This window comes from Stenotrophomonas sp. PA-6-5C, assembly GCF_021605635.1.
Classification (GTDB): Bacteria; Pseudomonadota; Gammaproteobacteria; order Xanthomonadales; family Xanthomonadaceae; genus Stenotrophomonas; species Stenotrophomonas lactitubi.
On record NZ_WKEE01000008.1, the window covers coordinates 73,307 to 94,882 of the forward strand.

Annotated in this window: 25 protein-coding genes; 11 read left to right on the forward strand and 14 right to left on the reverse strand. The window is 67.1% G+C overall.

All coding sequences use genetic code 11. The annotated features are described in order from the left end of the window. Positions 1-121 precede the first annotated feature (121 nt). Genes GIW57_RS05125 through GIW57_RS05140 form a run of 4 tightly spaced genes read left to right on the forward strand, consistent with a single transcriptional unit; the run spans position 122 to position 3,617 of the window. Positions 122-1,018: an ABC transporter ATP-binding protein gene (locus GIW57_RS05125; RefSeq protein ID WP_236509345.1), complete on the forward strand. Its 897-nt coding sequence runs from the start codon at positions 122-124 to the stop codon at positions 1,016-1,018. After that, the gene (locus GIW57_RS05130) at positions 1,015-1,797 is read left to right on the forward strand and encodes an ABC transporter permease (protein WP_236509346.1); all 783 of its coding nucleotides are present in this window, start codon (positions 1,015-1,017) and stop codon (positions 1,795-1,797) included. Before GIW57_RS05125 ends, GIW57_RS05130 begins: the two co-directional genes overlap by 4 nt. Before the next feature lie 6 nt (positions 1,798-1,803). After that, a complete protein-coding gene (locus GIW57_RS05135; protein ID WP_236509347.1) occupies positions 1,804-3,018 on the forward strand; it encodes a sensor histidine kinase in 1,215 nt (404 codons plus the stop codon). Continuing rightward, a complete protein-coding gene (locus GIW57_RS05140; RefSeq protein ID WP_025878350.1) occupies positions 3,015-3,617 on the forward strand; it encodes a response regulator transcription factor in 603 nt (200 codons plus the stop codon). The genes GIW57_RS05135 and GIW57_RS05140 overlap by 4 nt, the downstream gene beginning before the upstream one ends. Positions 3,618-4,206: 589 nt before the next feature. Here GIW57_RS05140 and GIW57_RS05145 read toward each other — a convergent pair. The 10 genes from GIW57_RS05145 to GIW57_RS05190 form a co-directional block, all read right to left on the reverse strand. After that, positions 4,207-4,743: a cytochrome b gene (locus GIW57_RS05145; RefSeq protein WP_100461927.1), complete on the reverse strand. Its 537-nt coding sequence runs from the start codon at positions 4,741-4,743 to the stop codon at positions 4,207-4,209. Continuing rightward, positions 4,740-5,846, reverse strand: coding sequence for a catalase family peroxidase (locus tag GIW57_RS05150; protein ID WP_100461928.1), 1,107 nt, complete (start codon positions 5,844-5,846; stop codon positions 4,740-4,742). Before GIW57_RS05150 ends, GIW57_RS05145 begins: the two co-directional genes overlap by 4 nt. 199 nt (positions 5,847-6,045) lie before the next feature. Beyond that, positions 6,046-7,413, reverse strand: coding sequence for a M17 family metallopeptidase (locus GIW57_RS05155; protein WP_236509348.1), 1,368 nt, complete (start codon positions 7,411-7,413; stop codon positions 6,046-6,048). Between the two features lie 3 nt (positions 7,414-7,416). Next, positions 7,417-8,145 carry an HAD-IA family hydrolase gene (locus GIW57_RS05160; protein ID WP_236509349.1) on the reverse strand — a complete coding sequence of 243 codons (729 nt, stop codon included), beginning with the start codon at positions 8,143-8,145 and terminating at the stop codon, positions 7,417-7,419. Between the two features lie 69 nt (positions 8,146-8,214). Further along, on the reverse strand, positions 8,215-8,682 hold the full coding sequence (locus GIW57_RS05165; RefSeq protein WP_236509350.1) for a hypothetical protein: 468 nt from the start codon (positions 8,680-8,682) through the stop codon (positions 8,215-8,217). A 93-nt stretch (positions 8,683-8,775) separates the two neighbouring features. Further along, a complete protein-coding gene (locus GIW57_RS05170) occupies positions 8,776-9,882 on the reverse strand; it encodes an AI-2E family transporter (protein ID WP_100461931.1) in 1,107 nt (368 codons plus the stop codon). A 67-nt stretch (positions 9,883-9,949) separates the two neighbouring features. Then, a complete protein-coding gene (locus GIW57_RS05175; RefSeq protein WP_205405816.1) occupies positions 9,950-10,393 on the reverse strand; it encodes a protein sip-5 in 444 nt (147 codons plus the stop codon). After that, positions 10,390-10,860: a phage holin family protein gene (locus GIW57_RS05180; protein WP_089241379.1), complete on the reverse strand. Its 471-nt coding sequence runs from the start codon at positions 10,858-10,860 to the stop codon at positions 10,390-10,392. Before GIW57_RS05180 ends, GIW57_RS05175 begins: the two co-directional genes overlap by 4 nt. 8 nt (positions 10,861-10,868) lie before the next feature. Further along, a complete protein-coding gene (locus GIW57_RS05185; protein WP_025878359.1) occupies positions 10,869-11,231 on the reverse strand; it encodes a hypothetical protein in 363 nt (120 codons plus the stop codon). A gap of 102 nt (positions 11,232-11,333) precedes the next feature. Further along, positions 11,334-12,767, reverse strand: a complete 1,434-nt coding sequence (locus tag GIW57_RS05190) for a Do family serine endopeptidase (protein WP_099819644.1) — start codon at positions 12,765-12,767, stop codon at positions 11,334-11,336. Between the two features lie 490 nt (positions 12,768-13,257). On the opposite strand from GIW57_RS05190, the gene GIW57_RS05195 reads away from it, so the two are divergent. Next, on the forward strand, positions 13,258-14,172 hold the full coding sequence (locus GIW57_RS05195) for a histone (RefSeq protein ID WP_100461933.1): 915 nt from the start codon (positions 13,258-13,260) through the stop codon (positions 14,170-14,172). Between the two features lie 136 nt (positions 14,173-14,308). Further along, positions 14,309-14,998, forward strand: a complete 690-nt coding sequence (locus tag GIW57_RS05200) for a hypothetical protein (protein ID WP_236509351.1) — start codon at positions 14,309-14,311, stop codon at positions 14,996-14,998. 15 nt (positions 14,999-15,013) lie between these two features. On the opposite strand, the gene GIW57_RS05205 is transcribed toward GIW57_RS05200, so the two are convergent. Continuing rightward, on the reverse strand, positions 15,014-15,373 hold the full coding sequence (locus tag GIW57_RS05205; protein WP_236509352.1) for a DUF1428 domain-containing protein: 360 nt from the start codon (positions 15,371-15,373) through the stop codon (positions 15,014-15,016). Between the two features lie 291 nt (positions 15,374-15,664). Here GIW57_RS05205 and GIW57_RS05210 point away from each other — a divergent pair, with 291 nt between their 5' ends. Beyond that, complete coding sequence (locus tag GIW57_RS05210) at positions 15,665-16,237, forward strand: Ax21 family protein (RefSeq protein ID WP_025878364.1); 573 nt, start codon at positions 15,665-15,667, stop codon at positions 16,235-16,237. A 190-nt stretch (positions 16,238-16,427) separates the two neighbouring features. Continuing rightward, positions 16,428-17,105 (forward strand): response regulator transcription factor, encoded by a 678-nt coding sequence (locus GIW57_RS05215; protein ID WP_236509353.1) that lies wholly within the window; start codon positions 16,428-16,430, stop codon positions 17,103-17,105. Between the two features lie 9 nt (positions 17,106-17,114). On the opposite strand, the gene GIW57_RS05220 is transcribed toward GIW57_RS05215, so the two are convergent. Beyond that, a complete protein-coding gene (locus GIW57_RS05220; protein ID WP_099819649.1) occupies positions 17,115-17,504 on the reverse strand; it encodes a DUF6165 family protein in 390 nt (129 codons plus the stop codon). A gap of 166 nt (positions 17,505-17,670) precedes the next feature. On the opposite strand from GIW57_RS05220, the gene GIW57_RS05225 reads away from it, so the two are divergent. Then, positions 17,671-18,369 (forward strand): TorF family putative porin, encoded by a 699-nt coding sequence (locus tag GIW57_RS05225; protein WP_236509354.1) that lies wholly within the window; start codon positions 17,671-17,673, stop codon positions 18,367-18,369. 5 nt (positions 18,370-18,374) lie between these two features. Here GIW57_RS05225 and GIW57_RS05230 read toward each other — a convergent pair whose 3' ends face one another. Further along, a complete protein-coding gene (locus GIW57_RS05230) occupies positions 18,375-19,559 on the reverse strand; it encodes an MFS transporter (protein WP_236509355.1) in 1,185 nt (394 codons plus the stop codon). 100 nt (positions 19,560-19,659) lie between these two features. Between GIW57_RS05230 and GIW57_RS05235 the strand changes: the two genes are divergently transcribed. After that, positions 19,660-20,547 (forward strand): LysR family transcriptional regulator, encoded by an 888-nt coding sequence (locus tag GIW57_RS05235; protein WP_236509356.1) that lies wholly within the window; start codon positions 19,660-19,662, stop codon positions 20,545-20,547. Here GIW57_RS05235 and GIW57_RS05240 read toward each other — a convergent pair. After that, positions 20,516-20,983, reverse strand: coding sequence for a DUF1456 family protein (locus GIW57_RS05240; protein WP_100461940.1), 468 nt, complete (start codon positions 20,981-20,983; stop codon positions 20,516-20,518). The two genes, GIW57_RS05235 and GIW57_RS05240, sit on opposite strands and share 32 nt — an antisense overlap. Positions 20,984-21,068: 85 nt before the next feature. Between GIW57_RS05240 and GIW57_RS05245 the strand changes: the two genes are divergently transcribed. Then, complete coding sequence (locus tag GIW57_RS05245) at positions 21,069-21,563, forward strand: hypothetical protein (RefSeq protein WP_236509357.1); 495 nt, start codon at positions 21,069-21,071, stop codon at positions 21,561-21,563. The last annotated feature ends 13 nt before the right edge of the window (positions 21,564-21,576 follow it).

Here is a 21,576-nt window from a genome sequence, read left to right on the forward strand (position 1 = left end):
ATGAAGGCAGGTGCATCGGCGATGGCAGTGACAGCTGTCATCCGATGTCATTGACGGCGGCAACTGCGAAATGTGACCACGGCGGCACAGAATGGCAACGTCCCCGCTACCGGTACTGTCCATGGATCCGATCGCTCCGTCGCTGGCCCGCCTGCAGCAGGTGCAGGTGCGTTACCGCGACCATACCGCCCTGCACGGCATCGACCTGCAGGTCCGCGCTGGCCAGGTACTGGCCCTGCTGGGCCGCAACGGTGCCGGCAAGAGTACCGCGATCAGCGTGCTGTTGGGCCTGCGTCGCGCCGACGCCGGCCAGGTCGAGCTGCTGGGCGGTGATCCGCAGCAACGCGATCATCGGCTCGGCCTCGGCGTGATGCTGCAGAGCACCAGCCTGCCGCCGATGCTGCAGGTGGATGAACTGGTGGCGCAGGCCAGTGCCTGCTATCCGGATCCGCTGCCGTTGGGCGACGTACTGCAGCGTGTGGGCCTGCAGGACCTTGCCCGGCGTCGCTATGGCCAGCTGTCCGGCGGGCAGCAGCGCTGTGTGCAGTTCGCCATTGCCATCTGCGGCCGCCCGCGCGTGCTGTTCCTCGATGAGCCCACCACCGGCCTGGACATCCAGGCGCGGCAGGCGATGTGGCAGGCGATCCGGCAGCTGGTGGCCGAAGGCTGCGGTGTGCTGCTGACCACCCACTACCTGGAAGAAGCCGAGGCGCTGGCGCAACGGGTGGTGGTGCTGGAGCTGGGCAGGGTAGTGGCCGATGCGCCGCTGTCCGAACTGCGCCTGGCCGACCGGCCGCGACGCATCCGCTGCCGCAGCACGCTGGCTGCCGACGAGGTGCAGCACTGGCCCGGCGTCCAGCAGGTGCAGCGCGATGGCGAACATCTGCAGGTGCTGGCCAGCCCGGCCGCGCCGGTGGTGGCCCGCCTGCTCGTCGCCGATGCGCAGCTGCGTGAACTGGAAGTACAGGGCGCGGCACTGGCCGACGCCTTCCTCGACCTGACCCGGGAGGCCGCATGAACACGTTGACCCGTACCACCGGCGCCGGTGCAGCGTCCACCGGCTGGTGGCGTGCGCTGCGTCCCTATCGCGCTGAACTGCTGGCCGAGCTGCGTCGCGCCTGGCGCTCGCCGTCGTTCGTGCTGCCCTCGCTGTTGTTCCCGGTGCTGTTCTACCTGTTGTTCGGCGTACTGCTGGGCCGTGGTCACGCGCCGGTCTATCTGCTGGCGACCTACTGCGTGTTCGGCGCGATGGCGCCCTCGCTGTTTGGCTTTGGCGTGCAGCTGGCGCTGGACCGAGAAGGCGGCCTGCTGACCCTCAAGCGCGCACTGCCGTTGCCTTCTGCAGCGCCGCTGCTGGCGCGGTTGGCAATGGCCATGCTGTTCGCGGTGCTGATCGCCGCGATGCTGATGGCGGTGGCGTGCCTCTTCGGTGGCGTGCAGCTGCAGGCGGCGCAGGTATTGCAGCTGCTGGCCGTGGCGGCGTTTGCGGCATTGCCGCTGGGGTCGATCGGCCTGCTGATCGGCAGCCATGTCGGCGCCAGCGCGGCACCGGCCATCGTCAACCTGGTCTACCTGCCGCTGGCCCTGCTGTCGGGGCTGTGGCTGCCGTTGTCGGCGTTGCCGACGGTGTTCTCGACGATGGCGCCGCTGTGGCCGACCTGGCATCTGGCGCAGCTGGCCCTGCCCATTCTTGGCCAGCCGGCACGTGGCGGTGCCGTTGGCCATCTGCTGGTGTTGCTGGGTGTGAGTGCAGTCGCACTGCTGCTGGCGCGTCGCCGCCTGCGCCGTGTCGGCTGAACTGGCATGATCGGCAGCGATCGTCCCCGCCTGGAATCTTCCGTGCCACCGAGCTGGCTTGTGTCCCTGCTGCGCCCTGCACCGGATTCGGCGGTGGCCGAACTGCTGCGGCGTGGCAAGTCGCCCTGGAGTGGTGCGATCCACCTGCTGTGGTCGGTCTGGATCTTCCTCACCCCGGTGCTCGGGAATGGCTTTACGCTGCGCTGGTTGTTGCTGACGCTGGCCAGCTATCCGTTGTTCCTGCTGTTCTATGCGAAGGTGATGCTGGCGCCACGGCACCATGCCTGGCGCTACGCGCTGGGCATGATTGTGATGGCCCTGGTACTGCTGCCGTGGTATCCGTCTGGACTGAGCTACTTCGTGTTCGGCTGCGTGATGATCCGCATGAGCAGCCGCGGCGGCTGGTGGGTGTACCTGTTGCAGCTCACTGGCCTGAATCTCCTGTTCTGCAGCACCGCGCTCTACTTCGGCTATCCGTGGCAGGCCATGGTGTGGATGCCGGCGGTGTCGTTCATTGTCGGGCTGGTGGTGAACGTGGAGTCCCTGAGCCATCAGCGCGACGTCGCCCTGCAGCTGTCCCAGGACGAGGTGCGGCGCCTGGCGACCACCGCCGAGCGCGAGCGCATCGGCCGTGATCTGCATGACCTGCTGGGGCATACGCTGTCATTGATCACGCTGAAGCTGGAACTGGCGCGCAAGCTGTACGACCGCGATGATGCGCGTGCCCGGCAGGAAATCGGCGAGGCCGAGGACATCGCGCGCGAGGCGCTGGCACAGGTACGCAGTGCGGTCACCGGCATCCGCGCCAGCGACCTGGCCGGCGAACTGGCCTCGGCTCGTCTGCTGCTGGAATGCCAACAGGTACACCTGCAGTACATGCCGCCGCCGCCGATGCCAGTGGAGGTAGAGCGTGGGCTGGCACTGGTGCTGCGCGAGGCGGCGACCAACATCGTGCGCCACGCGCAGGCGACCCGGGTGCAGGTGGATTTCATGCTTGAGGACCGACAGTTGGCGATGCAGATACGCGATGACGGCCGTGGTGGCGTGCAGGCCGAGGGCAATGGATTGTGTGGCATGCGTGAGCGGGCAGCGGCGCTGGGTGGCCAGTTGACGCTGCAGTCGCCGCGCGGGGAGGGCACGGTGCTGACCGTGCGCGTGCCCCTGATGGCCGCGACTACGCCGCTGTCGCCGGCATCGCTGGTACAGGGAGGCGCGGCATGATCCGCATCCTGTTGGCCGAAGATCAGGCGATGGTGCGTGGCGCATTGTCGGCGTTGCTGGGCCTGGAACCGGATATCGAGGTACTGGGAAGTGCTGCCGACGGCGAAGCTGCCTGGCGCATGCTGCAGCAGTTGCAGCCGGACATCCTGGTCACCGACATTGAAATGCCGGGGCTGAGCGGACTGGAGCTGGCCCAGCGCATCGCCCGCCATGAACTGCCGATCAAGGTGGTGATCGTGACCACCTTCGCCCGCGCCGGTTTCCTGCGTCGCGCGCTGGAAGCGGGCGTGCTGGGCTATCTGCTGAAGGATGCACCGGCCGAGAACCTGGCCGAGGCACTGCGCAAGGTGAAGCAGGGCATCCGCGCGATCGACCCGCAGCTGGCCTTGGATGCCTGGTCGCAGGCCGACCCGCTGACCGACCGCGAGCGCCGCGTGCTGCGCCTGGCGGGCGAGGGCCGCACCGCCAGCGAGATCGCCGAGCAGCTGGGGCTGTCGCACGGCACAGTCCGCAATTACCTGTCCGAATGCATCGGCAAGCTGGGCGTGGCCAACCGGATCGAGGCGTATCGGCTGGCGCGGCAGAAGGGGTGGTTGTAGTAGCGTGCGCCGACGCACCGGTAGCGCCGGGCCATGCCCGGCGAATCATTTCCGCGACCGCGGAGGGGTGTCACTTTCTTTGCTCGTGCAAAGAAAGTAACCAAAGAAACACGCCGCCAGGTCGCGAGCCGGTGCTGCGCACCGGTACCCTGCGCTTCTCGGTGAATCAGGGGACGGCGCCGAACTCGCTGCGCTCAGACATCGGCGCCTCTACGCCCCTGATTCCCCTGCGATGCTCGGCTCGCTAGAAGGCGGACCCAACGTCAAAAGCCGATGTTGCACCCAGTAGATCCACGCCATGCGTGGATGCTGTTGCTGTTGCCCTTGCCCCTCCCGTCCGCCTTGAGCGAGCCGAGCACCGCAGGTCCGGCGAGGGCGCAGAGGCGCCTCGCTCTCTGTAGAGCCGAGCCATGCTCGGCTGCTCTTGGCGCCGTCCCTCGACGGACCGAGGAGCGCAGGGCACCGGCGTGCGAAGCACGTCGGCTCGCGGCCGGCGGAGCGTTTCTTTGGTTACTTTCTTGCGCGCAAAGAAAGTGACACCCCTCCGCGGTCGCGGAAATGACCCGCCGGGAACAACCGGCGAACCCCGTCAATCCTTCCCGCGTGCCATCGCCTGGAACACGCCATCGCGGCGCACCCACAGGTGGAACAGCGCCGCACCCACGTGCATCAGCACCGTGGCGAACAGCACGTAGGCCAGCAGGCTGTGCGCATTGCGCAGCGCGGCGTACAGCGCCGGGGTATGCGGCACGATCGGTGGCAGGTGCAGGCCACCGCCCAGCACGATCGGGTAGCCGCCGGCCGACAGCATCGCCCAGCCGATCAGCGGCATCGCCAGCATCAACGCGTACAGCATCCAGTGCGAGGCCTTCGCCGCCAGCACCTGCCACGCGGGAAGATCCGCTGGCAGCGGCGGTGGGCGATGGCGCAGGCGGTTGTACAGGCGCAGCACCACCAGCAGCAGGATGGCGATGCCCAGCGGACGGTGCAGGTCGATCAGCATCGGCCGCAGGTGCAGCGAGGCGACCATGGTCACGCCGACGAACAGCATCGCGATGATCATCAACGCCATGGACCAGTGCAGCACCCGGGCGAGCAGGTTGAAGTGGCCGTTGCCGGTGCTCATCGCGCAGCCTCCTTCGCTTGCTCGACGTTGCCGCTGGCGCGCTCGCGTTCACGGCGGTTGAACGACTGCGAATACACCGCCGAGCGCGCCGCCAGGATCGGGTCATCACTGCCTCGCACGCCGCTGGGCACGATCAGTGGGTCGAAGTTGAGCTGGCCGCAGGCGCCTTCTTCCTGTGACTGCATGCGGTCGAGGCTGAGCACACCGGCCACCACCTGATCGCGCGATTCCGGCCACGGCACCGAGGGGTCATCAATGGCATCGCCGGGCGCAGCCAGGCTGACCACCAGGTTCCAGCGTACCGGGCCGGTGGCCAGGCGTTGCTGCAGTTCCTGGCTGAGAAAATCGACGTTGGCCTGCTTGCGTGCGTCCGCATCCATCTCCACCACCGGTGCCTGCGGCTGCCAGCGCCAGCGCACTGCGCGCTTCTGCCCCTGCGCGTTGGTGAACCAGAAGCTGTTGACGCTGTTGAAGGTGGTGTTGGCCCAGCTGCTGGTCCACGGTGCGCTCTTGGCCCACTGCTGGAAGGCCTGCGCGCTGGGGTATTTCGCCAGTACGGCGGCCATCTTCTGCGGGTCGGGCTTGCCGGTGGCCGGGTCCGGAATCTGCGCGCGGGTCTGCTCGTAGAAGGCTTCGGCGGTGGGCACGGCGAAGAACGGGAAGCTGTTCATCGCCATCCGCCATTCCTGGCCGTCATCGCTGACCATCTGCACCGCGATGCTGCGCACCCGTGCGGTGTTGTCGGCGCCGTAGGGGTCACCGCCGCCGATCGACAGCCGGCCCATCACCGGCACGCGGGACTGCGAGAACACCCGTGCACTGGAGAGTGTTGGCGCCTGCGCGCTGGGTTCGAACCAACCGCTCACGCACACGCCCTTGCTGTGCGCGCGGCGGAACCCGGGATGCGCAGGGCCAGTGGCCTCGATGGTGTCGGTGAAGCGCTGCGCGGTCAGTCGGTCGCGCCCGATCCAACCGGCCAACCAGGCAAAAGCGAGGGCGACGATGCCCAGGATCAGCGCGATCAGGGCGATCCAGGGCAGCGGTGAATGCTTGCGCGGTGACTGCGGCCCTTGGCCGGCACGGGTGTAGCGGAAGAGCGACATGGTCGGAGTCCTGCCTTCACGGACGTGTGGGTGGGCGACCACCACATCCTCGCAGAACCCGGCCGGAGCCGAAATTCAATTTTTCGTCAGATTTGCCGGGTGATGGGGTGCCGACCAAGATCGGCACCCACCGGAATTGCGGATCAGCACCCGCACCGGCATCGGCATCGGTAGCGCCGGGTCATGCCCGGCGGCTGCATCAGGCGTAACGTGCTTTCAGCATCGCCCAGGCCGAACGCAGGGCGAGGGCTTCGCCACCGGCCGGGCGGCCCGGGCGCTCGCCATCGTTCCAGGCATACACATCCAGATGTGCCCAGCGCTGGCCATCTTCCAGGAAGCGTTCCAGGTACAGCGCGGCGGTCACCGAGCCGGCCATGCGCGAACCGGCGTTGGCCAGGTCGGCGATGCCGCTGCTCAGGTAACGCAGGTAGGGGCGCCACAGCGGCATGCGCCACACCGGGTCGCGGGTGGCGTCGCCAGCCTGCAGCCACTGCTGGGCAACCGTGTCATCGTTGCTGAACAGCGCCGGCAGATCCGGGCCCAGCGCGATGCGTGCGGCGCCGGTCAGGGTGGCGAAGTCCAGCACCAGGTCCGGCTTCTGCTCACCGGCGAAGGTCAGCGCGTCGCACAGGATCACCCGGCCTTCGGCGTCGGTGTTGTCGATCTCCACGCTCAGGCCCTTGCGGGTGGCGATCACTTCGCCCGGACGGAACGCATCCGGGCCGATCGCGTTTTCCACCGCCGGAACCAGCAGGGTCAGGCGCACCGGCAACTGCTGGGCCATCACCATCCCGGCCAGTGCCAGCGCGTGGGCGGCGCCGCCCATGTCCTTCTTCATGTTGCGCATGCCATCGGCCGGCTTGATGTCCAGGCCGCCGGTATCGAAGCACACGCCCTTGCCGACCAGCGCCAGCGCCGGGTCGGACTCCTTGCCCCAGCGCAGTACGATCAGCCGCGGCGCGCGGTGCGAGGCACGGCCCACCGCGTGGATGGCCGGGAAATTCTGCGCCAGCAGTTCGTCGCCGGTGATCGCTTCAACCTGCGCGCCATGCGCTTCAGCCAGGGCACGTGCGGCGTCTTCCAGCTGCTGCGGGCCCATGTCTTCGGTCGGCGTGTTCACCCAGTCACGCACGCGCAGGCTGGCGGCGATCAGGTCGGCCACCTCGCCGGTGGGGGCGGCAACCAGCTGGGCCGGCGTGCGGTTGCGCTTGCGGTAGCGGTCGAAGCGGTAGCTGCCCAGGCCCCAGCCCAGCTGCAGCAGCGCCTGTTCGGCGGCCGGCAGTTCGCTGGCCAGCTGCCACACGCTGCCTTCCGGCAGGGCATGCGGTGCATGGGCGTAGCTGTAGGCATCGCCGCGATCGCCGATACCGATCACCGCGCCCGCCAGGCCATCGGCGCCGGGCAGCAGCGCGACGGAATGCGCGCCGGCAGTGAACCCCTGCGACTTCAACCACGCTTGGGTCGCAGCGGACTGGCTGTTCTTCCACGCCTCGAACTGGCTGCGGTCCAGCACGTGCAACGGCAGCGCGGCGGTGGTGTCGGCGGTGAAACCAGTGATCTCGCTCATGCGTCAGGTACTCCGGGATGCGTCAGCGTCGGCGGCGTCGAGGTTGGCATCGAGCCAATCGGCCAGGCCGGTGAGGGTGTCGAACTGCAGGTCAGGCTGCAGCTGCGGATGGTTCCAGGTGGCCGCTTCGCGGTTGATCCAGCAGCCGCGCAGGCCGGCAGCCATCGCGCCGGCCACGTCCATCTCGACGTGGTCGCCCACGTGCAGCACCTGCGCCGGGGCGACGCCCAGGCGGTCGCAGGCGGCGTGGAAAATGCTTGCTTCGGGCTTGGCCGCGCCATGCTCGCGCGCGCCCAGCTGGAAGCTGAAGTGATGGGCCAGGCCGATCCGTTCCAGGTCGGCGTTGCCGTTGCTCAACGCGGCCACCGGCACCCGCGCGGCGATCCGCGCCAGAGCATCCAGCGCATCGGGGTAGCACTCCACCTGGTTGCGCGCGGCATAGAACACTTCATACGCCGGTTCCAGAAGGTCCAGGCTGGCGCCACTGTTTTCCAGCGCCTCCTGGATCGTCAGCCGGCGCAGCGCGCTCAGGTCGAAATGCAGGTGGGGGTTGTCGCGGAACGAGCGCTCGCGCAGTTCGCGCATGGCCGCCACCGGATACATCGCGGCGGTGGCGGGGCTGTGTTCACGCATCCAGTCGAACAGGACCTGGTCGATGCGGGTGCCGATCGGAGCGAACGGCCACAGCGTATCGTCGAGGTCGAGGGTGATGGCAAGGACAGGGAATTTCACCCCGCCATTCTACGCCTGCCCGCGCGCGCTTTCATGCGCGCGACGGGCAGGGGGGCACTGCAGGGTGCGTCAGCGCAGGTCGTAGGAGCAGCTGATGGTGGTCTGGCCGTCGAACCGCCGCACATCCAGGTTGTGCCGGCCCACTTCCCGCGTGTAGCTGCCCGCCACCGGGTCGGACAGCTTCGCCAGTGCCGCGATCTGTTCGACGCTGGCGGTGCTGAAGTACGCGGTGAAACTGTCGACGCCATCCTCGCCGCTGTCGCCGTCGTACGCCTGCAGGCGGTTCACTGGCTGGCCCAGCACCATCAGCGGCGTGGTCAACAGGAACTCACCGCTGGACTCCCCGTTTCCCGCCCGCAGCGGCGGCGGCGCCAGCAACTGGGCGATCGTTTCGAACTGCTTGGGGGTGAGGTGGCGCTGGCAGGTGACCGCTTCGACCAGCTGGGCACGCGCCTGCTCGATTGCCGGCGGCGTCGCGGCGAAAGCAGGGGTGGCAAGGCAGGCAAGGGCGAGGCAGCGTGTGGCGAACGAGGTCATCCGAACGGATCCATCCGAAAAAAGGGGGACTATTCTGCCAGTTCTGCCCTTGTTTCCGGCCCTGCCATCGGCGCGAACATTGTCCTGGCCGGCTCACTCCAGCAAGCGCGCCCAGCCCTGCATGCCCTCCAGTCGTGCCAGCACCAGCTTGATGCAGACCAGCAGTGGCACCGCCAGCAGCAGGCCGATCATGCCCCAGGCCCAGCCGAACACCATCAGCGCCAGGATCAGCACCAGCGGTGACAGTTTCATCTGCCGGCCAAGCACGATCGGCGTCACCAGCTGCCCTTCCAGGGTATGCAGGGTCAGGTAGGCGGCCGCAGGGAGCAGCGCCTGCAGCGGGTCGCGGAACTCGACGAAGCCCATCAGCAGCATCAATGCCACGCCGAGCAGCGGGCCGACATAGGGCGCGAAATTCAGCAGCGCCGCCACGGTGCCCCACAGCAGGGCCTCCTGCAGGCCGATGCCCAGCAGCATCAGCACACCGGCCAACAGCAGGCCGACCACGGTGTTGATCACGCTGATGGTCAATACGTAGCGCGATACCTCGTGTTCGATCGAGCGCAGGATGTCGCTGGTAAAACGCTGCTGCTGCCGGTTCGGGAACAGGGCGATCGCCGCGCGCTGCAGGCTCTGGCCGTAGATCATGAAGAACAGCGTCAGCAGCACGACGGCCAGCACCGAGGCCGCCAGCCGCGGCGCGCGCGTGAGCATGCGGTAGGGATCGTCCAGCTGGGTGCGGATCACCTGCACCTTGCGGTTGCCGTCGCCACCGGCCACGCGCGCGAAATTCTCCGCCGCCTGGTTGGCCTGCTGCACCGGCTTGGTCAGGTCCTGCACCTGGCGCGCGACCTTGCGCAGCTGCTGCGGTGCTTCCTGTGCCCAGTCCATCGCCGGGCCGATCAGCTGCACCGCCAAGGCGCCGGTCACGCCCAGTCCGGCGCCCAGCACCAGCAGGGCGCCAAGGGCGCGCGGAATCCACAGCTTCTGCAGCAGGCGCAGGATCGGGTTGCCGACCAGGGCGAAGAACATCGCCAGCAGCACCGGCAGGATGATGTCCTGTGCCGCCCACAGGGTGAACGCCACGGCCAGGGTCGCCAGTATGACCAGCGACATCGGGCCACGTGGGCGCGAGGCGGGAGGCAGCGGTGCGGGGGCGTCCGGCGCAGGCGACGACGGGGACAACAGGGACTCGCTCATCGACGTACCGACCGGGAAAAGAAGCCCATTATCGACCCGCCGCGATCAACGCGGCGGGTAAGAATCATCAACGTTCGGACATCTCGGTGGCCGCTTCGGCCGGACGCGGCCCACGCAGCTCGGTGTCCACCGTGGGCGCCGGCTGCGCTGCCGGCCGTGCAGCTGCGGGCGCCGGCTGCTCGGTGGCCTCATCCGCCTGGTCGGCGGCATCGTCTGCGGTTTCCGCCGCCTGTGCCGCCACCACGGTGGCAAACGCGGCCTGCGCGCTGGCGAACAGGCTGGAGACCGAACCTACCATCTGCAGCCAACGCGCACCGTTGACCTTGCCTGGAACCTCCAGCTTGCCGGCGATGAAACCGCCGGCCAGGCCGACCAGCACGATGCGCAGTGGTGACCAGCCCTGTCGCCAGACCTGGCTGAGTACGCCCCAGTTGTCCTGGGTCTCGCCGATGCGCACGGCCATCACCTGTTCGCAGCGCTTTACCCGCCGCTGCAGTGCACCGAACTTCATGGCTTGCCCTCCGGAATCTGCACCCCGGCATCGGGATCATCATCGGTGGGCTCATCGAACAGGCCCAACCGGGACAACTGGCGCCGGGTGGCGTGCATGCCGGTGTGGTGGAAGAAATACGACACGCGCCAGATCGCGTAGCCGGTGACGGCCAGGCTCAGCAACGAGGTGATCAGCAGCGCCTGCAGCCAGCTCAGGCCGAAGCTCTGCAGCAGGGCGATGAGGGTGGCGGCCATCAGCAGCCACGCCGAGGCGCCGAACACGATGGCGACGCCGGCCCAGGCCAACGCACGCCCGAACGCGCTGCGTGCAAGCGCGAAGTCCGCCGACGCCAACCGACGCAGCGAACGCAGCGAGTGCTTGGCCGAATCGACGGTCGCCCGGCCGGCAGCGCCGACCTGGCGGATGCTCTCGTCCAACGGCGGCGTGGCCGCCGGATCGGGACGTTGCGTGGTGTCTTCGCTCACGCCGCAGCTTACTTGTCGCTGCCGCGGGCCAGCTTGGCGATGATCCAGCCGGTAGCGAAGGCCACACCGAACGAGGCCAGCGGACGTTCGCGGATCAGTTCAGCGGCGCTGTCGATCAGGTCCTTGCCCTTGTCCATCAGCGCATCGACCTGTTCCTTGGCGGCGGCACCACCGAACTCGGCGGCAGCCAGGCCCGACAGCGCGCTGTCGGACAGTTCAGCCTTGACGTTGGCCTTGCCGATGCGCAGTTCGTCGGTCGCGGCACCGGTAGCGCCCTTGATCGCACCGCCGGCAGCGCTGGCGGCCTGCTTCAGGTGGGAACCGGCTTCACCCAGGTGGTCCTTCAGGTTTTCGGTATTGGTGGGGCTCATCGAATCACTCCTGTTGCGATGGGGAAACGGGCGATCGGCTCAGCCGACCTGGACATACAGAGATAGCATCACGGGGGTATAGGGGGCGTTACGGCCAGGCGATCACCGCATCACCAACTGGCCCTGCTGCTGGCCATTGTTACGCAGCACGCGCAGCACCAGGGTCGGCGGGCGCTGCTGGAAATTGGCGCGCCAGCTGGCCAGGTCGGCGAATTCGCCAACCGTGGCATCGGTGATGATGTCGCCCTGCTGCAGGCCATTGGTCGCCGCGCGGCTGCCGCGCTTGACCTCGCTGACCAGCACGCCGCCCACGCCGGACTGGCGCAGCGATTCGGGCAGATCGACGAAGCTGGCACCGGTCAGGCGCGGGTCCAGGCTCTCGCCGCTGACCACGCGCGCCTGCTCCTTCAGCGTGGCCTTGATCTGCAGCGGCTTGCCTTCGCGGCGAACGTCCAGGGTCAGCACGCTGCCCACCGCCGCCAGGCCTTCCACGTTGTGCAGTGCTTCGGCACTGTCCACCCGCTGGCCGTTGGCCGAGACCACCACGTCGCCCGGCTTCAGCCCTGCGGCGGCACCGGCCGAGCCGGCCAGCACGCGGGTCACCAGTGCGCCACGGGTTTCGCCCAGGCCCAGGCCCTGCGCGATCTGCGCGCTCAGGTTCTGGCTTTCGATGCCCAGCGTGCCGCGCACCACCACACCGTGCTTGACCAGCTGGTCGACCACGCTGCGGGCCAGGTTCGATGGAATCGCCAGGCCCAGGCCGATGTTGCCGGCCATGCTGCCCTGCGGGTTGAAGCTGGCGGTGTTGATGCCCACCAGCTGGCCCTGCAGGTTGACCAGCGCGCCACCGGAATTGCCCGGGTTGATCGACGCATCGGTCTGGATGAAGTTCTGGTAGCCCAGCCCGCGGATGCCGCTGCGGCCCACCGCCGAGACGATGCCCGAGGTGACCGTCTGGCTGAAACCGAACGGATTGCCGATGGCGACTACGAAGTCGCCGACCCGCAGCTGGTCGCTGTTGCCCAGCTTGATGTCGGTCAGGTTCTGCGCCGGAATGCGGATCAGCGCGATGTCGGTGTCGCGGTCCGAGCCGAGGAACTCGGCCTTGACCGTGCGCCCATCGGCCAGTGTCACCTGCACGTCATCGGCGTTGTCGATGACGTGGTGGTTGGTCAGCACCAGGCCTTCGGTGGCATCGATGATGACGCCCGAACCGAGTGACTCGTTGATCCGCTCCTGCGGAATGTCCGGGAACAGGCGGCGGAAGAACGGGTCGTTGAAGAACGGGTTGCGTACCCGCACCACCTGCTTGGTGTTGACGCTGACCACCGCCGGCATCGCTTTTTCCAGCATCGGGGCAAGCGATGGCACCGCCTGCCCGGCGACCGATGCCGGCAGCGCTGCGGTGGTGGGCAGTACCGCCGGCAGTGGAGCAGCATCGGCACGGTTGTCCAGGTGCGCGTTGAGGCCAGTGGCAACGAAGCCGCCGAAGGCAGCAGCGATTGCGAGCGTAAGCAGGGTGGGAAGCGGTCGCATGGGAGTCGGTTCGCAGGCTGGGATGGGGGCCGTTGACGCATACGGTAGAACAAGCTGAATGAGTGTGTCGCGATCTGGATAAATGCCCCATGAAAATCCGACCTCGCGCCGAGGGTGCCGGAGGGGTTCCGAACGCGCCGTATCGCTGTTCGCGACAGCCGCGCGCGAGCGCCGCAAGGCAGGCCGACAGCGCCATGACACACCGCGACACTTGCGCAGTTCCGCGCATCCTGACCTTGCAATGACGCTCATTGCTGCGCGGACGTGTTGCGGCCGCCAGTGCCTGCATCGGCATGCCGGCAATAGGCAGGCGGCGCAGCACACTGCTTAAAAAAAGGGATTTCCTGACTGCGCGGCGCGTCAGCCGCCGCCATCGCTTACACCAGTTGCGTCGCACCGGATGCGATTGACCGGTCGTGCCCGTTCCACGATAGCCATTGTCGGTATAGCATCGCCCCGTTTTGACAATCCAGGCCCCTAGGAGGGCAACATGAGCAACGGTAATGGTGTGTCGGTCGTGACCGACGCCGTCGAGAACGTGAAAGAAACCGCCACCAACGTCGGCGAGACCATCGCCCACGCCGCCGAAGACGCAGTGAAGTCGGTCAAGAAGACCGTCAAGCGCGCCCGCAAGGCTGCCACCACCCGCGTCGCCAAGGCCAAGAAGGTCGTGGCCAAGGTCGAGAAGACCGTTGCCAAGAAGGCCGAGAAGGCCGCCAAGTCGGTCGGCAAGACCGTTGCCAACGCCAAGAAGAAGCTGGAAGCGGCCAAGAAGAACGCCAAGGCCGAAGCGGCTGCCCTGAAGAAGGAAGTGGCCAAGAAGAAGGCGGCTGCCGGCAAGACCGTGACCAAGAAGGCTGCTGCTGCCAAGAAGACCACCAAGGCTGCCGGCAAGAAGGTCGCCACCGTGAAGAAGGCCGCCACCAAGAAGGTTGCGACCGCCAAGAAGGCTGTTGCCAAGAAGACCGCTGCTGCCAAGAAGGTTGTCGGCAAGAAGGTCGCGACCGCCAAGAAGGCTGTAGCCAAGAAGACCGTGGCCGCCAAGAAGGTTGTCGGCAAGAAGGTCGCTACCGCCAAGAAGGCTGTGGCCAAGAAGACCGTCGCCGCCAAGAAGGTCGCCGGCAAGAAGACCGTCGCCGCCAAGAAGGTTGTCGGCAAGAAGACCGCTGCTGCCAAGAAGGTCGTCGGCAAGAAGACCGCCGCTGCCAAGAAGGTTGTCGGCAAGAAGACCGCTGCTGCCAAGAAGGTCGTCGGCAAGAAGACCGCCGTCGCCAAGAAGGTTGTCGGCAAGAAGGTCGCCGCTACCCGCAAGACCGTGGCCAAGAAGGCTGCACCGCTGAAGAAGGCCGTGGCCAAGAAGGCTCCGGCCAAGAAGGCCGTGCGCAAGGCTGCCAAGCGCAAGTAATCGCGCGTGGTTCGAAGGCCCTTCCGCTCATCGGGCGGGAGGGCCTTCTGCGTTTTCGGGGCGCTCATCCGTGCCTGACGTGGAACTGCGGCAGCAGGCTGGGGCAAGATGAAGGTCTTCTGCAGGAGGCCACACCATGCGCGGTATCGATTTCAGTTCCTGGCAGGGCGTGCTGTCCACCCTGGCCGGGCTGGTTCTGATCACCCTGCTCGGCGTGGGAATCCGCCTGCTGGTGATGCAGACCCTGCAGCAGCGCCGCGAACGCGAGAACCGCCAGATCAACGAGCGGCTGCGTACCTTGATGGCGGCCTACAAGACGCTGGGCGGTTCCTTCACCGGTGAGCTGGGGGTCGACCCGGCCCATCTGCGCGACCTGCGCCAGCGGGCCCACGAAGAAGGCATTGCCGAGCCGGGCTCGGATCGGGCCAGGCGCATCCGCGATGCGGTCGAAGCGGCTTTGTCGGACATCCTGCTGCTGGGCACCGACGAGCAGGTACGGCTGGCCGCGCGCGCTGCCAGTGAACTGGCGCAGAGGCGGCCGGTGCACACACACGAACTGGTGATCTCGCTGCGCGACTTCGTCCGCGAGGCGCTGGACCTCGCGCCGGTGCCGGCCGACCTGGAGATCCCGCGGCAGGGGCCTACCCGCCCCGCGGGCAGCGGTGGCGGAAGTGGCAAGGGCCGCAACGAGGGCGAAGCCAAGGGCGGTCGCGCCGGTGGTGGCGGCGGTGGCATGGGCGCCGGAATGGGCGGGCTTGGTGTTGGCGCGGGTGCTGCGCTGGGTGCGGGCCATGCGGCCGGTGAGGATGAAGCGGGCGCCCGCTGAGGACGCCCGCCCGGGTCAGCGCTTGAGTTCGAAGATCGGCTCGAATCCGCCGTAGATCATCCGCGCACCGTCGAACGGCATGGGATTCTTCGTCGGGTCCAACCGCGGGTCTTCCATCATCTTCTGCATGCCTGCATCGCGGGTGGCCTTGTCCGGCCACTCGATCCAGGAAAACACCACCGTTTCCTCCGCCGTGGCTTTCACCGCGCCGAAGAAGTCGGTGGTCTTGCCATGCGGCACGTCATCGCCCCAGCACTCGACCACGCGCAGCGCGCCGTATTCGATGAAAACGGGATCACCTGCACGTGCATGGGCGAGGAACTTCTCCTTGTTGGCGGTCGGCACTGCCAGTACGAAACCATCGATGTAGCTCATCGCTTGCCTCCGGAATGGACCATGCCAGGTGCACGGCCTTCAATGAGTCGACGCTTCAGGGCGCGGAAAATCGACATCGATTGCTGCACCGTTGAGCTGCACCGTTGAATCGAAGCGCGTGCGCGTACCGCGCGCGTATGCCTGAGCCTTGCTGAATCAATGCAAAAAATTCAGCAATGCGAAGACCGCTGTTTTCAGGGAGCGTTGTGGCGAATAACGGAGAATTTACATTCCCGATGCGATGGCGCCCTGGCGCTGCTGCACACCATAAGAAAGTAAAGGTGTACCCCCATGAAGAATTCGCTGATTGCTCTGGCTCTGGCCGCTGCCCTGCCGTTCACCGCTTCGGCCGCCGAGAACCTGTCCTACAACTACGCTGAGGCTGATTACGCCAAGACCGACGTTGACGGCATCAAGGCTGATGGCTGGGGCGTGAAGGGTTCCTACGGCTTCCTGCCGAACTTCCACGCGTTCGGCGAATACAGCCGCCAGGAAGTCGACCACACCAACATCAAGGTTGACCAGTGGAAGGTCGGTGCCGGCTACAACGTCGAAATCGCTCCGTCGACCGACTTCGTTGCCCGCGTTGCCTACCAGAAGTTCGACCAGAAGCACGGCCTGGATTTCAACGGCTACAGCGCTGAAGCCGGTATCCGTACCGCGTTCGGTGCCCACGCTGAAGTCTACGGCCTGGTCGGTTACGAAGACTATTCGAAGAAGCACGGCGTCGACATCGACAGCCAGTGGTACGGCCGTCTGGGTGGTCAGGTCAAGCTGAACCAGAACTGGGGCCTGAACGGCGAGCTGAAGATGAACCGCCACGGCGACAAGGAATACACCGTCGGCCCGCGCTTCAGCTGGTAATTGCATCTACGGCGCGCCCGCGCGCTGTTCGTGCTGCAACAGGCCCGGCATTGCCGGGCCTGTTGCGTTGTGGGGAATCAGAACAGAGTCTGACTGCGATGCGGGCGTCATGTTGCATTGCAATGAATTGGATTCCGCCACCGCCAGTGGCGGCCTACGGTGGATATCCCGTGCTGTCGGATACACCGCGATGCCGCCCGTCCTCCCACCGCTGCTCCCTGATCGGCCGCGCCGCCTGGCACTGCTGGATCCGCATCCGGTGCTGCGGCTGGGGGTGGAGGTGTTGCTGCGCCAGCACAGCGGCGTGCACGTGCGCGGCAGCTACGCCAACGAACGTGACCTGTTGGAACTGTTGGAGAGCGAACCGGGCAGCGTTGACCTGCTGCTGATCGATGCGCTGCCGCTGGGCGATCTTGGCGACGGCCTGCAGCTGCTGCGCGGGTTGTCCCGGCGCTGGCCCAGCGTGCCGATACTGGTGCTGTCGGCACACTGCAATGCCAGCACCGTGGTCACGACGATGCAGGCCGGTGCACGCGGCTTCCTGTCCAAGGCGACCACGCCGGAAATGCTGCTGCGCGCGGTGGACGTGGTGGCCCGCGGGGGGCGTTTCGTGCCCCCGGATCTGCGCACGCAGCTGAATCGATCACGCTCGCGGCGCATGTCGGCGCCCAGCCTGACGCCACTGAGCCGGCGTGAACGCGAAGTGCTGGGGCTGCTGCTGCAAGGCTGCAGCACCGGTGAAGTGGCGCGGCGCTTCCAGCGCTCGGCCAGCACCATCAGCACGCAGAAGAAAGCGGCCTACCAGAAGCTGGGAATCCGCAGCGATGTCGAACTGTTCCGCATCCGCCACCTGCTGGAGTGTGGCTGACGGGCGCGCTTACTCGCCCTGGTACTGCTTTTCCTCGACCAGCGCCGACCCGGCGACACGGTTGATCTCGTTCTTCACCTGCACGCGTTCGCCGTTGGTGCCGTACACGCCGCGCGCCAGCTGGATGAACGCCTCGTCGAACACCTGCGCCGCTTCCTTGTCGCGCAGCTGGTCCTGGATCTCCCACATGCGCTCGTTGATGGCCTTCAGCTGCGTCTTCAGCGCGGCCAGTGCCGGCTGTGCCTCAAGCTGCTGCTGCAGCAGCGGCAGCAGGCCATCAAGCTCGGTACGAACGTTGGCCAGCTTGGTCGCATCGTCGATGCGCTCGGCCTTGATCTCGAGAATGGTGATCTTGTCGATCAGCTCGCCGATCGATACCGGGGTCAGGATGGCGTCCACGTGGTTGGTTCCTGGAAATAGGCCTGCATGATACCGCGCTCGTTGCGGCGCGGATTTACGCTGAATTTGCGCTGGTACGGCGGCATCGCCATCGAACCGTTACGCCCATGCCGTCGACACTGCCGTCCCGGCGGACAAGGCCGCCTTCGACGAGGAAGTGAGTGCAGTGAAGAGCAAGGGGATGATCGTGGCCAGCGCGGCCGCACTGGCGGGGCTGCTGTGCGCCGGCAGCGTGCAGGCGCAGGTGCAGGTGAGTGGCACGGCGGCATTGACCAGCGACTATGTGTGGCGCGGCAGCTCCCAGAGCGACGGCGATCCGGCCGCGCAGGTGGGGGCGAAGGTGACGGTGGGTTCGGGCTGGTATGCCAGCGCATGGGGCTCGAATGTCTCGTTCACGCCGGACAACGGTGCACGCAGCGAGTTCGATCTCGTCGCCGGCTGGTCGGGCGCACTGTCGCCGGACTGGAGCCTGGATGCGAACTTCACCCGTTATGTGTATCCGGGTACCGGCCGCGCACTGGACTGGACCGAACTCAATGTCACCACCACCTGGAAGCAACGCGCCTGGCTGCAGGTTGCCCACTCCAACGATGCCCTGGCCGGCGGCCGTCGCGGCACCTACGCGCAGCTGGGCGTGCGGGTGCCGTTGAACGAGCGCGTGCGCCTGGAAGCAGCGGTGGGGCAGTACTGGCTGGCCACCGCGCAGGGGCCGGACTACCTGCATGGCCAGCTCAGTGCCATCGCCACGTTGACGCCGGCCTGGGAACTGCGCGCCACCGTGCATGACACCGACAGCGCTGCCAAACGGCTGTTCCCGGGCAATGCCGGTGGACGCTGGGAGCTGGCGCTGCAGGGCAGCTTCTAGTCGGCCTATGCTGCCTGGCGGGTGCGCCAGGCAGAGGGCAGCCACACCAGCAGGGCCAGTACCGCCACCGCGGTACCGGCCACGCACACACCGGTCCAGCCGAAACGCTGGTAGACCTGCGCCGACAGCAGCGAGCCCAGCGAGCCACCGATGAAATAGCCGGTCATGTAACCGGCATTGAGGCGGTTGCGTGCCTCCGGCTGCAGCGCGTAGATCAGGTTCTGGTTGCTGACATGCAGCAGCTGCGCGGCCAGGTCCAGCACCACCACGCCGACCAGCAGCGCCAGCAGCGAGTGCGCCGACAGCCCCAGAGGCAGCCAGGACAGCAGCAACAGCATCAGCGCAATGGCCGTGGCCCGGCCGCTCTGGCCACGATCCGACATGCGCCCGGCCAGACCCGCGGCCAGGGTACCGGCGGCACCGACCAGCCCGAACAGGCCGATGGTGGCGTCGCTGTAGGCATACGGCGGCTGCGCCAGCAGGAAGGCCAGTGGCGTCCAGAAGATCGCGAACATCGCAAAGCTGCACGCGCCGAGCAGCGTGCGCTGGCGCAGCACCGGTTCCTGCACGAACAGCGTGCCGATCGAGCGCAGCAGCGCGAAGTAGCTCAGCCCGGCGCTGTGGTGGAAGCGCGGCAGGCCGTGCTGCAGGGCCAGTGCTGTCAGCACCAGCGTACCTGCAGCGATCGCATAGACCAGGCGCCAGTCGCCCAGGCTCGACAGCAGCCCGGCCACGGTGCGTGCCAGCAGGATGCCCAGCAGCAGCCCGCTCATCAGCGTGCCGACCACGCGCCCGCGATGCTCCGGTGCGGCCAGGGTGGCGGCGAACGGCACCAGCACCTGCGCCACCACCGAGAACAACCCGGTGATCGCGGTACCGGCCAGCAGCCATGGCAACGACGGCGCGCACGCGCTGATCACCAGTCCACTGGCCGACAGCAACGTCATCACCACGATCAGCCGGCGGCGCTCGAACAGATCACCCAACGGCACCAGCAGGATGAGGCCGGCGGCGTAGCTCAACTGGGCAGCGGTGACCACCATGCCGACCTGGCCGAACGGCACGCCGAAGGCATCGGCGATGGTATGCAGCAATGGCTGCGCGTAGTAATTGCTGGCTACCGCGACGCCGGTGGCGACCGCCATCAGCAGGATCTGCCAGCGCTGCAGGGGAGGAAGGGAAGGGGACACGCGATGTTCCGTTGAAGCAGGGCAGCACAGTGTCCGCCTGCTGCAGTCATGATGGAAATGAATCATCATCATCCCTGTCATCTGGAATTGAGATACCGGCGTGAAGCTCAAGCAGCTCGAATTCGCCGTGGCCCTGGCTGAAGAGGGCAACTTCACCCGTGCGGCCGCGCGCTGCCATGTGGTTCAGTCCGCCTTGAGCCACCAGATCGCCCATCTGGAGCAGGAGCTGGGCATCGTGTTGTTCGAGCGGCTGCCGCGCCAGGTGCGCGCTACGGCCGCGGGCGAAGCGTTGCTGGTGCACGCGCGGCAGGTGCTGGCCAGCCTGCGCCACCTGCGTGCCGACGTCGCTGCCGTCAGTGGTGAGGTGCGCGGGCTGCTGGCGATCGGGCAGATCTCGTCGCTGACCGGCATCGACGTGGTCGCCATGCTGGCGGCCTTCCAGCAGCAGCATCCGCAGGTCGAATTCCAGTTGCGGGTGGACAAGAGCGAGACCCTGCTGGAGCAGGTGCAGTCACGTGCATTGGACGTGGCGCTGGTGGGGCTGGCACCGTCGGCCGATCTTGAAGGCGTCTGCCACCAGATGCTGCAGGAAGAGGATCTGGTGGCCGTGCTGGCGCCGCAGCATCGGCTGGCCACGCGCCAGCGATTGCCGTTGGCGGCGCTGCAGGATGAGGCCCTGGTCGATTTCCCGCGGGGGACCGGCGCGCGCCGGCAGACCGATGATGCGTTCGCCGCAGCGGGCCTGCCGCATCAGGTGCGTTTCGAGGTCAACCTGATGGAACTGGTCGAGCGCTTCGTCCGCCACGGCCTGGCGGTGGGGATCGTGCCGGTGCGGATCGCCGACGGTTTCGAAGGGGTGGTGCAGGTGCCGCTGCAACCGACCCCGACCCGGCGCGTACATCTGGTCTGGCAGCGCCTGCCGACGCCAGCCGCACGCGCCTTCGTCGATGCCGTGCTCAGCCGCGCAGGCGCAGGCTCAGGCCCTTGAGGAAGTTGCGCAGCATCTGGTCCAGGCAGCGCCGATAGTTCTTGTGGCCGGGCTGGCGGAACAGCGCGCCAAGTTCGGATTTGGAGACGTTGAAGCCGATGCTGGTGAAGATCTCCATCATGTCGACATCGCGCAGCTGGAAGGCCACGCGCAGCTTCTTCAGCACGAGATTGTTGTCGATGCGGGTTTCCACCGCGCGCGGCGCCTGGCCCTCATCCTGACCGCGCAGGTGCAGGATCAGGCCATCGAGGAAGTGCGCCAGCGCACTGTCGCTCATCGGCTGGAAACCCGGCTCGTCTTCACGCAGCAGCCAGGCCTTGGCCTGCTCGACATCCACGTCGAACGCCGGATCGGCCATCTGGCACAGGGTCACCACGTGGTGGTCGCCGAGGTCCAGGGAGTAGCGCACGCTGCGCAGCACATCGTTATTGATCATGGCCCATTGTACCGGCCCGGCGGCTGTAACCGGACTGTCACCGGATTGCAGCATCGTGAGCGCTGTTCTGCAGAGACTCTTCCCGATGCGCCGGTACCTCCTTTCCGTTCTGCTGGTCGCCAGCAGCTTCGCCGCCACCGCCCAGGACCGTTTCGTGCCCGTGGAGCAGCGTCTCAGCGCGACCCAGCTGGCCGAAGTGGGCCTGGACGCGACCCAGCTGCAGACCCTGAACCGCGTGCTGCGCGAGGCAGAGGCATCTGCGCCTGTCCCCACGCGCGCACCGGTTGCCGCCAGCCCCGGCGCACCGTTGCCGGCCAACGTTCCCGCCCCGGCGGCGATGCACCTGGGCCTGGAAGAGGGCCCGGTCAGCGCCCGCGTGGTCGGCGACGTTGCGGGCTGGGAACCGGGCACGGTGTTCACCCTCGACAACGGCCAGCAGTGGCAGGTGATGAAGGGCCAGATGAAGCTGCGCAGGACCTTGCAGGCACCGCAGATCGAGGTGATCCCGGGTATCGCCGGGCGCTGGTTCCTGCAGGTTGACGAAGACCTGCCGAAGGCTCGCGTGTTCCGCCTGCGCTGACCGCGCGCGACGC

Excerpts from the sequence above, each read along its gene's own strand:
- GIW57_RS05125 (WP_236509345.1), top strand. The coding sequence starts at position 122 with ATGGATCCGATCGCTCCGTCGCTGGCCCGCCTGCAGCAGGTGCAGGTG.
- GIW57_RS05130 (WP_236509346.1), top strand. The coding sequence starts at position 1,015 with ATGAACACGTTGACCCGTACCACCGGCGCCGGTGCAGCGTCCACCGGC.
- GIW57_RS05135 (WP_236509347.1), top strand. The coding sequence starts at position 1,804 with ATGATCGGCAGCGATCGTCCCCGCCTGGAATCTTCCGTGCCACCGAGC.
- GIW57_RS05140 (WP_025878350.1), top strand. The coding sequence starts at position 3,015 with ATGATCCGCATCCTGTTGGCCGAAGATCAGGCGATGGTGCGTGGCGCA.
- GIW57_RS05145 (WP_100461927.1), bottom strand. The coding sequence starts at position 4,743 with ATGAGCACCGGCAACGGCCACTTCAACCTGCTCGCCCGGGTGCTGCAC.
- GIW57_RS05150 (WP_100461928.1), bottom strand. The coding sequence starts at position 5,846 with ATGTCGCTCTTCCGCTACACCCGTGCCGGCCAAGGGCCGCAGTCACCG.
- GIW57_RS05155 (WP_236509348.1), bottom strand. The coding sequence starts at position 7,413 with ATGAGCGAGATCACTGGTTTCACCGCCGACACCACCGCCGCGCTGCCG.
- GIW57_RS05165 (WP_236509350.1), bottom strand. The coding sequence starts at position 8,682 with ATGACCTCGTTCGCCACACGCTGCCTCGCCCTTGCCTGCCTTGCCACC.
- GIW57_RS05170 (WP_100461931.1), bottom strand. The coding sequence starts at position 9,882 with ATGAGCGAGTCCCTGTTGTCCCCGTCGTCGCCTGCGCCGGACGCCCCC.
- GIW57_RS05175 (WP_205405816.1), bottom strand. The coding sequence starts at position 10,393 with ATGAAGTTCGGTGCACTGCAGCGGCGGGTAAAGCGCTGCGAACAGGTG.
- GIW57_RS05185 (WP_025878359.1), bottom strand. The coding sequence starts at position 11,231 with ATGAGCCCCACCAATACCGAAAACCTGAAGGACCACCTGGGTGAAGCC.
- GIW57_RS05190 (WP_099819644.1), bottom strand. The coding sequence starts at position 12,767 with ATGCGACCGCTTCCCACCCTGCTTACGCTCGCAATCGCTGCTGCCTTC.
- GIW57_RS05195 (WP_100461933.1), top strand. The coding sequence starts at position 13,258 with ATGAGCAACGGTAATGGTGTGTCGGTCGTGACCGACGCCGTCGAGAAC.
- GIW57_RS05200 (WP_236509351.1), top strand. The coding sequence starts at position 14,309 with ATGCGCGGTATCGATTTCAGTTCCTGGCAGGGCGTGCTGTCCACCCTG.
- GIW57_RS05205 (WP_236509352.1), bottom strand. The coding sequence starts at position 15,373 with ATGAGCTACATCGATGGTTTCGTACTGGCAGTGCCGACCGCCAACAAG.
- GIW57_RS05210 (WP_025878364.1), top strand. The coding sequence starts at position 15,665 with ATGAAGAATTCGCTGATTGCTCTGGCTCTGGCCGCTGCCCTGCCGTTC.
- GIW57_RS05215 (WP_236509353.1), top strand. The coding sequence starts at position 16,428 with ATGCCGCCCGTCCTCCCACCGCTGCTCCCTGATCGGCCGCGCCGCCTG.
- GIW57_RS05240 (WP_100461940.1), bottom strand. The coding sequence starts at position 20,983 with ATGATCAATAACGATGTGCTGCGCAGCGTGCGCTACTCCCTGGACCTC.
- GIW57_RS05245 (WP_236509357.1), top strand. The coding sequence starts at position 21,069 with ATGCGCCGGTACCTCCTTTCCGTTCTGCTGGTCGCCAGCAGCTTCGCC.